The following is a 12,213-nucleotide window of genomic DNA, read 5'->3' as shown; positions in this document are numbered from 1 at the left end:
AGATTTTCTGTTTATACATTATGTACAACAAATAGAGACAAAAAGGACATCATCATGAAAACGGCGTTAATCGTGATACTGGTACTGGCGGCTCTGCTCATTTTGTGGGTTGTCAGTGTTTATAACAAACTGATTGCCGGTATCGAAGCTGTCAATAATAATAAACGCCAGATTGATGTGCAGCTTGACCGCCGCTACAAAGTGTTTGAATCCTTAATCGAAACGGTTAAGCAATACATGGACTATGAAAAAACCACGCTGAAAGACGTGGTGGCCCTGCGTAATCAGGCACAGGCAGCAAAAGCATCAGGTGATGAAAAAGCACGGATGGCGGCGGAAAATGGCATTTCACAGATTGCCTCGAACCTCAATCTGGTGTTTGAGCAGTATCCTGATCTTAAAGCCAATCAGAATGTCCTGCAGCTGCAGGAGGAAATTGTCAATACAGAAAACAAGCTGGCCTTTTCCAAACAGGCCTATAACGACAGCATTGAGCGCTACTATGTCACCCGAAAATCCTTTATGGAATCGATGGTTGCCAATTTCTTTGCCAGCGCGCTTGACAAAAACTTTGAGTACTGGGGGCTGCCTGAGGAAAAAATCAAGGCACATGAAGACTATACCGTTAAATTCGGAGCCTAAAGCGTGGCACTTGAAGACTACCATGCCGGTGTCGGCAACTGGCGGGAGACGCTCCAGTCAAATGAACGCCGAACCGGCATGGTCATTGTGCTTTTCGTACTGCTCTACACAGGACTTGGCCTGCTCGTGGATGTGCTGCTGCTGAGCTCACGCTACCCGGGAGCGACACTCAGTCAGTATCTGTCTGCCCTCTTGAGTTTTCAGGCCTTCCCCTATGCCACCCTCAGCATGGCCGCAGTAGCTTTGATATCGCTTTTTGTTGCATGGGCGATGTATGACAGAATCATGCTGCTTGGTACTGAATACCACGAAATTACACCTGAAACCGCGCGAACGCTTGAGGAAAGACAGCTTTATAACGTGGTGGAAGAAATGAAAGTCGCCGCAGGACTGCATTATATGCCGCGGGTATTTCTGATAGATGCTCCCTACATGAACGCTTTTGCCAGTGGCTACAGCGAAAAATCGGCGATGGTAGCGATTACCCGCGGGCTTTTTGAAAAGCTTGACCGCGCGGAGCTGCAGGCTGTTATGGCACATGAATTGAGCCATATTCGCCATCATGACATTAAACTGACACTGATGGTCGCGGTTTTAAGCAATCTGTTGCTGCTGGTGCTCGATTTAATCTTTTATAACATGATGTTTCGTCAGAATGATAATCGCCAGAGTGACAACCGTCTTTTTATCGTAGTTCTTTTCCTGCGCTATCTGCTGCCTCTGCTGACCGTTGTGCTCGCGCTCTTTTTAAGCCGCTCACGCGAATACATGGCCGATGCCGGAGCAGTGGAGCTGATGCGCGATAACGAACCAATGGCGCGCGCACTCCTTAAAATCAGCCAGGATCACGAGCAGCACAAAGAAGCCTACGCAGCAGCTTATGGCAACACGCCCCATGAAGAAGTTCGCCAGGCGTCTTACCTCTTTGACCCGACTGCCATCGATCCCGTTAAATCCCTGACCAGCCTTTTCAGCACTCACCCCTCCATGGAGGACAGGCTGGCTGCGCTTGGCTTTGTGAAAAAGGGAAAACCCCGTGCCTGATACTACTGTTGTTAAGACGTTGATGTATATCGACTCTACCCCGGCAAATCCTGAGTTCATTACCTGGTTTGAAAGTTTTGGGGTAACGATTCTGAGTGCATCGCACCCCGGTATACAAGACTACCGGGCCGCCAACGCTCTGGTCGTGACGCTTCCTCTGTTTGCGACTTACGGCAATTTACCGCCTGGTGTTCAAATTCCGGTGATTGTACTTGCGAATGCCGAAGAGCGTGAAGCCTGTATTGAAACACTGGAACAGGGCGCGGATGATTTTCTTATCCATCCGGTTAACCCGCGCGAGTTGCATGCACGCATCAACGCGGTTCACCGCCGCATCATAAAAGCGCGCGATGCCTTGCGAAAGCGCGAGGAAGTGCTGAGCTTTGCCACGTTTCGCCTCTATCCCGGCCAACATCAGGTAGTTGATGCCATGAACCGTCCGTTGACATTAAGCGAGGGAGAGTTTGCGCTGCTGCATCTTTTTGCCCGTAATGCTCAGCGCGTGCTTGGGAGAGAATTTCTGCTGCAAATGACCCGTGATTGCGATCTCTCCCCTTTTGACCGCCGAATAGACGTGCAAATCAGCCGACTTCGACTAAAAATTGAAACGAACCCAAAGCATCCCAAACTCATCAAAACCATCCGTAACCAGGGCTATCTCTTCACACCCGATGTCAATGTGTGCAAGGTAGAACCGTAATAAAAAACTGGTGGTGAGCATATGTGCCTTCGTGACCGTCTGCGTTACCGATACATCATGCGTTTTTTGTCCAGCACAGAGATTTATCGGGTATACAAGGAATTAGCTAATACTGGCTTAAGCAATGTGCGTTATACTGCAGTAATGCCATACTTTTAATAAAAGAGCACACCAAATGGGCGGTAAGAGCGTAAAATCACGCTACAACGTTTCACAAAAAACGAGGTCGGCCATTGAACGCCTGGGTAACTTTCAGCCTCAAGGCACCTTCACTGACAGGCAACAGCGTGTTCAGCAGGAAAACCCCGAGCTGTTAGAAGACCTGCTGGGAGAGATGGAGGCGTATGTCGCAAATAATGGCTTTTTCAAACGCCTCTGGAGAGCCGTTACCTCCTTCAGCACAAAACCTCTTTTTGACAGCAACATCGACAGGGTAGCCGCTATTTTAGAGCGTTTTCAACGCGCTGAAGAACCCTGGCAGGCCTCACACATCATGCGCCACCTGACTGCCGATGTTGTAACCTACAGAGGCGTGTATGGAGAGCCTCTTGGTCGAGAAGAACGCGTCAGACTCGAACGTGGAAGCGCCGGGCGGCCTCTTGCCCAATACCAGACCGTGCCCGTGCGCTGGAACGAGGAAGGTCGCGCTTTTTTAAGAAGACTCTGGGACCGGTTGCGGCAAGTGCCGGCGACAGCATCCCCGTCCATGCGTCCAGGGCCGTTTCCGGCATATCGGCATCCGCGTTCTCCTCTCCTTCATCTGGCGATTGGATATGACCAGGGAGAAGAGGTTATTCGCCCACTTGTCCGAAAACACATCCAGTCGGGAACACGGGGCGATTTAAAAGTCCTCGCAGAAGCCCTCCGCCACCATGCCTATGGCAATCCCATGCACGTCAGTTACGATAACGGGCCCTACAACCGGGTGCAGGAAAACGTCATTTATCGCCACCCCTCTGTCATAGACTGGATGCTTGAGGAGATTGCGGCCCTGGCGCCCCTGCAAAAAATGCAAATACTGCATCTTTTATACCGTGAAATACGGCGCAATCCCCCTCTGCAATCAGAGCTTTACGAAAAAAGCGGCAGCGTGCTCAGAATGTATGAAGAAGCACTCCAGCAGGTATCAAAAACTGTTGACAGCCTGAGTCTGGAAGATATGGTCTTTCTTGCAGGCGCACAACGTGAGCTTCAGCAGACACTCAATAAAAAACAGACCGAGCATCTGATTACGCTCCTGAATACAGAAGCGCCTCCTTCTAACAAGCAGTTGCGCGAACTCTTTTCGAGGTGGGAGTGTGCACCTGAAACCCTGAGCCGTATCCCCACACCCTGTTTTGCATTTCTTGCTCGCCTGTCATCACTTTATGCGGTATACAGTGAACCCGAGCGAACAGTTTTCAAAGCACTTCCAGTCGAAAAAAAGCTGAGAGTCATTACTGCATATCTGCTTCCAGAAAGGCATTTTGGAGCATCCTGCAGCACGGATTCAACCGTAAAAATAGTGTTTGACAGAATACTGTCGCTCAACCCCACAAGCACACAGGATATCGCGAGCCTTATTCTTGCGGACCCGAGCCTGCATGAAGCACTTTTGACAGAGGAAACGCTAAACTCACCGGCTTCACTGACCTGTTTCATAAAATATAACAGGAATAGAACCATGAAACGTGAAACATTGAACCGGGTGTGTACATACCTTGAGCAGGAGCACGTGGCACAAGACGAAAGATATCAGGAGATTTACACGCTTCTTGCTTCGCTGAAAGACGACTTGGGTAAACCCTGTTATAAACGATTGACGCCCATCGGCGAGTTTTTTGCCGCCCAAAAAGCACACGGCGAGCAGTCGTCAAAGAAACCGGGCCAACGGTTGCCCGATTCACGTCAGGGGCTTGCATCAAGAGATTAACGACCCCTCTGCTGCGCGCTTTTTAGGCGCGCGAAACATGCGCACGGTTTTAACCATATTTTCCCCAACACGCAGAATTTCAATCTGCCAGGCATCCATGCGCAGACAACAGTCGGCGGGGGGAATGTAACCAAGGTATTCAATCACGAGCCCGCTCAGGGTGCGGGGCCCAAGTGCCGGCAGCTTCCAGCCCAGCATGCGCTGAAGCTGGCGCAGGGTGATACTTGCGTCAATGAGATATGAACCATCCGGCTGTGGCATGATTTCCTTACCAAGCGATGAGACATCGGTGGTAAAGTCCCCCACCACTTCCTCAAGAATGTCTTCCATGGTCACAAGCCCCTGAAGGTCGCCATACTCATCGACCACAAACGAAATGCGCCGTTTCATCTTTTGAAAGTTATGCAGTTGCACATTAAGCGGTGTGGCTTCCGGGATGTAATAAGGGGCTTCGGCCATGTTAATAAGACTTTCAGGCGTCAGACGCCCCTCGAGCGAGAGGTTCAGCACACTGCGCAGATGCACAAGCCCTTCAAGGTTGTCGATGCTGCCGCGATACAGCGGCAGACGCGTGTGCTGAGCGGTTTCAAGCTGCGACAGGATGGACTGCCAGGGCTGGTCCAAATCAATCCCCGTGATTTCCACTTTCGGAATCATAATATCTTCAACCGTCGCCTGCTCTAAATCGAGGAGACTAATGACCATGCTCTTATGCGCGACCGGCAAGAGTCCTCCGGCTTCGTGCACCACCGTGCGTAGCTCCTCACCCGTCAGCGCGTCACGCTGCCCTTTTTCCATGCGTACCCCTAAAAGACGCAGCAACCCGTTCGCCATCGCCGTAATCAGATAGACGAGCGGCGCAAACAGGGCCTGCAAGAGCTTAAGAGGCGCCGAACAGGCAAACGCCACTCGCTGCGGATGCATGGCAGCAAGGGTTTTGGGTGTCATTTCCGACACCACGAGAACCGCCACGGTAAGGAGTGTGGTCGCAATCGCGACACCCATATCGCCATAGAGTCGCTGCCCCATCAATGTGGCAACGGTAGAGGCAACGATATTGGCAAGCGTGTTGCCAATCAAGACTACACTGAGGAGCTTGTCAGGGTGCTGCAAGAGTCCATCAACCCGTATGGCCTGGCGGTCTTTTTTACGCACCAGATGGCGCAAACGGTAGCGGTTCAGCGACATCATGCCAATTTCGGCACCGGAAAAAAAACCCGAAAGCAGTATCAATACCAGCAGAATGATACTGAGAGTCAGCAATGAGGCATTCATATGTCTTTTTACTCCTAATCGAGCGTCTGGCGATAACGGCGGTACGCAATGCCCATCATGGCGACCATAAAGATACAGATAGAGAGCACTTCGCGCCAGACGTCACTAAAACCACTGCCCTTCAGCACAATACCGCGGACGATTTTTAGAAAATGGGTAAGCGGCAGTATGCTGCCAACCCACTGCGCCCAGTCCGGCATCCCGCGAAATGGAAACATAAAGCCCGACAGCAGCAGAGAAGGCAGAAAAAAGAACGTCGCACTCATAACCGCCTGCAGCTGATTAGAAGCCAGCGTGGAGAACGTCATGCCAACGGCCAGGTTTGAGGCAATAAAGGGCAGGCAGAGTACGAGCAGCAACAATACGTTGCCTTCAATGGGAACAGAAAAGAGAAAATGCGCAAGCAGCAGAATGATACCCGCCTGCAGATAGCCAACAATGATGTAGGGCACGATTTTTCCAACCATGACCTCCAGCGGTTTTAAGGGGGTGGCCAGCAGGTTTTCCATGGTACCCTGCTCGTATTCGCGGGTAATGGCCATCGCGGTAATAATGACCATGGTCATGGTTAAGACGACACCGAGAAGCCCTGGAACAATGTTATATGCCGTAATGGCCAGCGGGTTATAAATGCTGTGGACACTTGCAAAATAAGGTGTTGGAGCCACATTCGGCTTCAAATGTGCGAGTGGGCCTCTCAATTCTTCATCAAGCACACGCGATGACAGCTCGGTAAAGACATTCACCGCTCGGCTGGTGGCAGCAGGGTCGGTTGCATCGGCCTGGAGCAATACCGTTGGACGCTGACCACGCACCAGATCGCGCGCAAAATTGGTGGGGAAATTCAATACAAACTGAACATCTCCCGTCTTTAGGGCATGGGCCGCCTCCGCTTCGGTCGTCGCAGGACTGACAAAACGGAAATACGTCGACTGCTCCATGCCGCTCAGAATGCGTCGGCTAAACACGCTGTTATCGTTGTTGACAATCGCTACCGGCAGATAGTGCGGATTGGTATTGATAGCGTATCCAAAAATAATCAGCTGCATCAGGGGAATGCCAAGAATCATCGCAAAAGTCGCGCGGTCTCGGCGCATCTGGATAAATTCCTTTAACATCATTGCGATAAAGCGGGTGCGTTCAAACCGAATCAATGCTTTTCTCCCTGTGAAGCACGCACCAGACTGATAAATGCATCCTCAAGCGAGGAGGGCACTCTTTCAATCGACACCTTATGCGTACTTGCAAATGCATGAAGCACCGGCTCAAGCGTCGTTGCCTCATACCCCGAGACATGAATGCGGCTGCCAAAAAGCGCCGCCTGCGCCACACCGGCAATCTGTCGCACTGCCTGCAACAGTGCGGTAGTGACCCTGCCGCTTATGGCCCAGGTAACCAGTTCGGTCTGGGCAATCACTTCATCCACCGTACCGGTGACAATCAGATCTCCATAGGCGAGATAAGCCAGACGCGTGCACCGCTCGGCTTCATCCATGTAGTGCGTTGAGACAAAGACCGTCACCCCCCGCTCGGAAAGCGCATGAATTTTATCCCAGAATTCGCGCCGTGCGATAGGGTCGACACCGGCGGTCGGCTCATCAAGCAGCAGCACGTCGGGATTGTGCAGCAGGCAGGCAGAGAGCGCCAAACGCTGCTTCCAGCCGCCGGAGAGATGGCGAGTCAGCTGATGGCGGCGTTCAAACAATCCTAAATCCTCGAGTGTGTCGCGAATACGCGCCTCGCGATTATCCACCCCAAAAATCCGCGCCACAAACCGCAGGTTTTCTTCGACACTGAGGTCTGTATAAAGGCTGAATTTCTGGGTCATGTAGCCAACGTGCATGCGGATGTTTTCAGACTGCGTACGAATGTCAAACCCAAGACAGTGACCACTGCCGCCATCGGGGGTCAGGAGACCGCAAAGCATGCGGATAGTTGTGGTCTTGCCGCTTCCGTTTGGGCCCAGAAACCCAAAAACCTCCCCACGGCGTACTGAAAGATTAATGTCGTTAACCACCACCCGCTCATCAAAAGATTTGCGCAGATTTTTCACATCAATGATGATTGCATCACTCATGACACATGCACCAAAATCGGCTGGCCTGGGCGAAAGTTCTCAGGGTTTTTAGGGCGCGCACGAATGCGATACACCAGTTTTTCGTAATTTTCACGGCTATAAACCAGCGGCGGCACAAACTCTGCTTCAGGTGATACATAACTGACAATCGCTTCATTGGCCGGTTTACAGCTATCGCAATCAAATGTAATGGCACTTCCAGGGTGCAGCGTTGCAAGCTCACTGACCGGTACAAAAAATTCCACATACACATATTCTGGGACGAGAAGTGAGGCTACCGGCTGCTGCGCCTCCACATATTCTCCAGGACGGTAATAGGTGTCAAAAATCACGCCGCTGGCGGGGGCGGTTACGGTTTTCTGCGAAAGGTTCCATTGTGCCGCTGCAAGATTTTCTTCAGCGCGCAAAACCGCTGCTTCCTGCGCACGAATCTGGTCTTCGCGACTGCCAAGTTTCGCAAGTTCGAGGTTAGCCACAAAGCGGTCACGCAGATGTTGTTGCTCATCAAGGCGCGTGACGGCCGCATCGAGGGTATCCTTGTCGGTCGCTTTAGCCGTAAAGAGCTCCTGCTGACGCTTGACGCGCAGTTTTGCAAGCGCTAAATCCGCGTCTACCTGGCGAATCTGTGCTTCAATTGCCGCGACTTCAGGCGCACGGCGGGGCTTTTGCAAATCCTGCAGTGTACGTCTGGCCTCGGCCAGTGCCGCTTCGCGCTCGCGCACCACAATGCTCTCAGGGTTGGAATCAAGCTCAAAAATCCGCTCGCCTTTCTGCACACGGGTACCGCGCACACGCTCGAGTGCCACCAGATTTCCGCCATAGGGAGACGCCAGATAAACGTTTTCCGCTTCTATATATCCCTGGTATTCCCGGGGAGCGGGCTTTCCACAGCCGGCAAGCAGCAAAACAGTGATGGCAAAAAGCGCCAGCCTCGAGGACATATGACCTTCATCCCTGTGATGATAATGTTTCATGATATGCCAACGCCTCCTCGAGTGCAAAAGGTGTCGGCGCATGACGGAGACGCGTACAAGAGGGCGTGTCCTCAATGTTTATACAAAGTCCTTTTCCTGACACACCTTGCTTCCAATTGCCGAAGCCGCTACATTTACGGCTTTTCAGGAACCGGCATGAAAACCTCTCTACGCCCTTTTGGTGACTGTTTTCCGCAATGCGGCGAGCGGGTCTATATTGACCCGCATGCGGTGGTCATTGGCAACGTGCGCCTTGGTGAGGACGCATCTGTCTGGCCGATGAGCGTGGTGCGCGGCGATGTCAACGCCATTCATATCGGGCGTGAGACCAATATTCAGGATGGCGCGATTCTGCATGTGACCCACGATGGTCCATGGACGCCCGGCGGCTTTGCTCTCGTTCTTGGCGAGGGGGTGACCATTGCGCACCAGGTGGTTCTGCACGGATGTCGTATTGACGATTACAGCCTGATTGGCACTGGCGCACAGGTAATGGATGGTGCTCACATTGAACACCACGTCCTGCTCGCGGCCGGAAGTCTCGTGCCTCCCGGAAAGCGCCTTGAGAGCGGGTGGCTGTATCGCGGCAGCCCGGCACAACCGGTGCGCGCCCTCACTGAGGATGACATGCGCAAACTGGAGTACTCTGCCGCGCATTATGTGCGCCTGAAAGACCGCTATCTTTCGATGACGGACGCTGTGTCGGATTTGCCGCCACCGGCAGAATAGCGTATCATCTGGCACCAGAATGGTCTTATTTATCTGTAACATCAAAATATGTCAATTTTCCGCACACTGATGGCGCTCCTGGCGGCGCTCATTCTGGCCTCGCCACTCTTTGCCGCAAAACGTGAAATCGCCATCACCATCGATGATCTTCCTTTTGTCGGTGAAGATACCAATTTTCACCTCAACATGATTATCGACGCACTTAAAACCGGCGAAGTACCGGCTACGGGCTTTGTCATCGCGAGCAAGGTCAATCCCACGAACTGGGCGGCACTGCAAAAGTTTCGTGAAGCGGGGTTTGGCATTGGCAACCATACCCTGACACATGCAAACCTTGCACGTTTAAGCCTCGAATCGGATTTACATGAAATTGATGCCGCCGATAAAATTTTGTCGCCGCTCATGGAAGACACTACACGTTACTTCAGATATCCGTACCTCGCCATGGGCAATGGCGCAAAAAAGGAGCGCCTGCTGCAGCATCTTCAGGAACTGCATTACCAAATTGCCCCCATCACGATTGACAGCCGCGATTTCGTGTTTAATCAGCTGCTCATGAACATCCCCGAAAAACAACGCCGCAGCTTTCTTGATTCCCTGCGCGCCTGCTACCTCGACTTTATCTGGCAGCAAACCATCGCCGCCGAGGAACATAACCGCATCAACCGTCAGAGCGATAAACCACAGATTCTGCTCGTACACGCGAACCTGCTCAATGCTTACGTGCTTCCCGATATTATTAACATGTATCGCCAGAACGGCTATGCATTCGTGAGCCTTGAAAACGCGCTTGCCCCTGAAAGCACACGCGCCCTCGCTCAGAAAGCCGCGAAAAAGTCGCGAACCGGCAAATCCATCGCCCGATTTCTGGCATGGGATTAGCATGTTATTCTGAACGCTCACGAGCTTCAGGACGCCCAATGCACCGATTTCTGCAGGCACTACTCGCCGTTATGTTTGTCATTTTGCCGATGGGTGAGAGCCTTGCAGAAACTGTTGGCGTAATCTGGGAGGGCACGTGGTACCGCGCCATGCCAAACCGCAAGGGCATTACCAAAGCCTACTGTGAGGCACATGCGCCCGGCACCTTTCGCCACGTGCTGCAGGAAGATGGCGGCGCGCGCCCCATTATTACCAGCAACGGTGTTCGCATCAGCCACACGGCTCTGAGTGTCGATGAGGCCGGCGGCATTTATCTCGTCCACGGTAAACTGGTGGCGAGCGGCACCAGCGGGCGTACCCGCTGGCGAGACAGCATTGATTTTTACCTCTACAAACTTACCGAACAGGGCATTACCCGCGGCGTCTGGAGCACCCCGGAATGCAAAGGACTGTACCGCGCGGTCGTGGTTGAAGACGCCCCGACTCAAACCACCCGGGATACCCCTAAAGCCGGCACTGCCAAAGCGCCCGATGCAGCCTGACGCTTTGACGGCGCTACTTTCAAAATGTATCTATTCACCACATTTTGAATGCTTTAGGGGAAAAGTCAGATTTGAGTGCAGGTTGAGCGAATGCATTACAAAAAAAGCGCAGCATACACCGGTATGTGAGCAGTTTTTTGTAATGCATTCGCTCAAGATGCGCCAAATATGGCTTTTTGGTGAATGTGGTGAATAGTTACTTCAAAATATCCCTGAGTGAAGAAAGCGTACCATCGGTTTTTACCGGTTGCAGGCCTAAAAGATGCGCAAACAGTGAATAGAGGTGGATATTGGCTATCGCGCTACGGGTATACTTTTCCCTAAAAGCAGGCCCCACTGCGATGAATACCGCCTGCATGCTTTGCAGTTGCGGCGCGTATCCGTGGGTTCCCTTTTGCGGCTCTTTTTGTTTGGCAAGCAGATAACCTTCTTCATCGGCAACGCAGAGAATGGGCGGCGTATGCGTCGAGCGAAAGTGAAAATCTGAAGGAATATCCGTATCGCGATACGTGCGCATTCCGGGCGTATGACGAAGCCGTTCATACACGGCTTCCAGTTTTTCGGGCTTCGGATAAACAGCCACCACCGCATCGGAATCCGTTATGGCCTGCAAGGAATCTTCGGGAATAATTTGCATCAAATCAATGACTTTTTTGGGGTTTATTGGGCTCATGCCATGGTCAGAAAGAATCACGAGATTGACCTTTTGGGCGATACCCCGTGCCTGAAGCCCCTGAAGAAGCCGTCCAATCGCCGCATCGATGGTCTTTGCCGTGTCTCGCACGGCCTGTGAACGCGGTCCCTGTGCATGTCCGGCATTATCAAGGTTTTCAAAATATCCCAGTAAGAGGGTTGGGCGCTCTTTTTGCGGTAAATCGAGCCACGCGAGAATCCTGTCCACCTTTGCGTCTGGAGGTGCATCTTCGGGATAATCCTCGTAATAGGCCGTACGTACTCCCTGAACGGCAAATCCCGAAACCGGCCACAGCGCCGATGCCGTGCGCTGCCCCTGCTTTTCTGCCGATACCCAGATGGGCTCGCCCTTCCACCACTCAGGGTCTTTGACCGTTGGGCGGTGTCCGGTATAGGTAAACGGCTCTTTCATGGTTTTTGAAACAAACTCGTTCATGATTATACCGTGGTGTTCAGGATAAAGACCGGTGGCGATTGAATAGTGATTAGGAAAAGTGATACTCGGAAAGACCGCGATGAGGGGCGCATGCACCCCTTTTTGCGCCAGAGCAGAAAGGGTTGGCACTGACAGCGTTTCAAGATAATCGTTACGAAAACTGTCAATGGAAAGCACAATAAGGGTGGGCTGCAAATCGGTAATGGCGTTAACAGGCGCCGAATACACCTTGTCAGCACATAAAAAAAACAGCATGATGGACAGCATGAGCGATGAACTTCCCTGTTTCATGGACACTCCTGTTTTC

At 52.1% G+C, this 12,213-nt stretch carries 12 protein-coding genes; 7 read left to right on the top strand and 5 right to left on the bottom strand.

Annotated features, from left to right (window positions below; all coding sequences use genetic code 11):
* The first annotated feature begins 54 nt into the window (after positions 1-54).
* The 4 genes from E4T54_RS08635 to E4T54_RS08620 all read left to right on the top strand — a co-directional run bounded on the left by E4T54_RS08635 (position 55) and on the right by E4T54_RS08620 (position 4,298).
* Positions 55-642 (top strand): LemA family protein, encoded by a 588-nt coding sequence (locus tag E4T54_RS08635; protein ID WP_028386268.1) that lies wholly within the window; start codon positions 55-57, stop codon positions 640-642.
* A 3-nt stretch (positions 643-645) separates the two neighbouring features.
* Positions 646-1,686: a zinc metalloprotease HtpX gene (htpX, locus tag E4T54_RS08630; protein WP_028386269.1), complete on the top strand. Its 1,041-nt coding sequence runs from the start codon at positions 646-648 to the stop codon at positions 1,684-1,686.
* Complete coding sequence (locus E4T54_RS08625) at positions 1,679-2,386, top strand: winged helix-turn-helix domain-containing protein (protein WP_028386270.1); 708 nt, start codon at positions 1,679-1,681, stop codon at positions 2,384-2,386. The genes htpX and E4T54_RS08625 overlap by 8 nt, the downstream gene beginning before the upstream one ends.
* 175 nt (positions 2,387-2,561) lie before the next feature.
* On the top strand, positions 2,562-4,298 hold the full coding sequence (locus tag E4T54_RS08620; protein ID WP_028386271.1) for a hypothetical protein: 1,737 nt from the start codon (positions 2,562-2,564) through the stop codon (positions 4,296-4,298).
* Here E4T54_RS08620 and E4T54_RS08615 read toward each other — a convergent pair.
* Genes E4T54_RS08615 through E4T54_RS08600 form a run of 4 tightly spaced genes read right to left on the bottom strand, consistent with a single transcriptional unit; the run spans position 4,287 to position 8,624 of the window.
* Positions 4,287-5,573: an HlyC/CorC family transporter gene (locus E4T54_RS08615; protein WP_028386272.1), complete on the bottom strand. Its 1,287-nt coding sequence runs from the start codon at positions 5,571-5,573 to the stop codon at positions 4,287-4,289. The genes E4T54_RS08620 and E4T54_RS08615 overlap by 12 nt on opposite strands.
* 14 nt (positions 5,574-5,587) lie before the next feature.
* Positions 5,588-6,727: an ABC transporter permease gene (locus E4T54_RS08610; RefSeq protein ID WP_028386273.1), complete on the bottom strand. Its 1,140-nt coding sequence runs from the start codon at positions 6,725-6,727 to the stop codon at positions 5,588-5,590.
* Positions 6,724-7,650 carry an ABC transporter ATP-binding protein gene (locus tag E4T54_RS08605; RefSeq protein ID WP_028386274.1) on the bottom strand — a complete coding sequence of 309 codons (927 nt, stop codon included), beginning with the start codon at positions 7,648-7,650 and terminating at the stop codon, positions 6,724-6,726. Before E4T54_RS08605 ends, E4T54_RS08610 begins: the two co-directional genes overlap by 4 nt.
* Positions 7,647-8,624 (bottom strand): HlyD family secretion protein, encoded by a 978-nt coding sequence (locus E4T54_RS08600; protein ID WP_051550875.1) that lies wholly within the window; start codon positions 8,622-8,624, stop codon positions 7,647-7,649. The genes E4T54_RS08605 and E4T54_RS08600 overlap by 4 nt, the downstream gene beginning before the upstream one ends.
* A 156-nt stretch (positions 8,625-8,780) precedes the next feature.
* Between E4T54_RS08600 and E4T54_RS08595 the strand changes: the two genes are divergently transcribed.
* From E4T54_RS08595 to E4T54_RS08585, 3 genes are read left to right on the top strand one after another with little or no spacing between them, the layout of a single operon-like run.
* On the top strand, positions 8,781-9,353 hold the full coding sequence (locus E4T54_RS08595) for a gamma carbonic anhydrase family protein (protein WP_051550876.1): 573 nt from the start codon (positions 8,781-8,783) through the stop codon (positions 9,351-9,353).
* Positions 9,354-9,401: 48 nt separating this feature from the next.
* Positions 9,402-10,235 carry a polysaccharide deacetylase family protein gene (locus E4T54_RS08590; protein ID WP_028386276.1) on the top strand — a complete coding sequence of 278 codons (834 nt, stop codon included), beginning with the start codon at positions 9,402-9,404 and terminating at the stop codon, positions 10,233-10,235.
* A 38-nt stretch (positions 10,236-10,273) separates the two neighbouring features.
* On the top strand, positions 10,274-10,777 hold the full coding sequence (locus tag E4T54_RS08585) for a hypothetical protein (protein WP_028386277.1): 504 nt from the start codon (positions 10,274-10,276) through the stop codon (positions 10,775-10,777).
* A 196-nt stretch (positions 10,778-10,973) separates the two neighbouring features.
* On the opposite strand, the gene E4T54_RS08580 is transcribed toward E4T54_RS08585, so the two are convergent.
* On the bottom strand, positions 10,974-12,197 hold the full coding sequence (locus E4T54_RS08580; protein ID WP_051550877.1) for an alkaline phosphatase family protein: 1,224 nt from the start codon (positions 12,195-12,197) through the stop codon (positions 10,974-10,976).
* Between the last annotated feature and the right edge of the window lie 16 nt (positions 12,198-12,213).

The organism is Legionella geestiana (assembly GCF_004571195.1).
In the GTDB taxonomy this organism is placed as follows: Bacteria; Pseudomonadota; Gammaproteobacteria; order Legionellales; family Legionellaceae; genus Legionella_B; species Legionella_B geestiana.
Note: the sequence above shows the minus strand (reverse complement) of the source record. Positions and strands in the feature narration are given on the sequence as shown.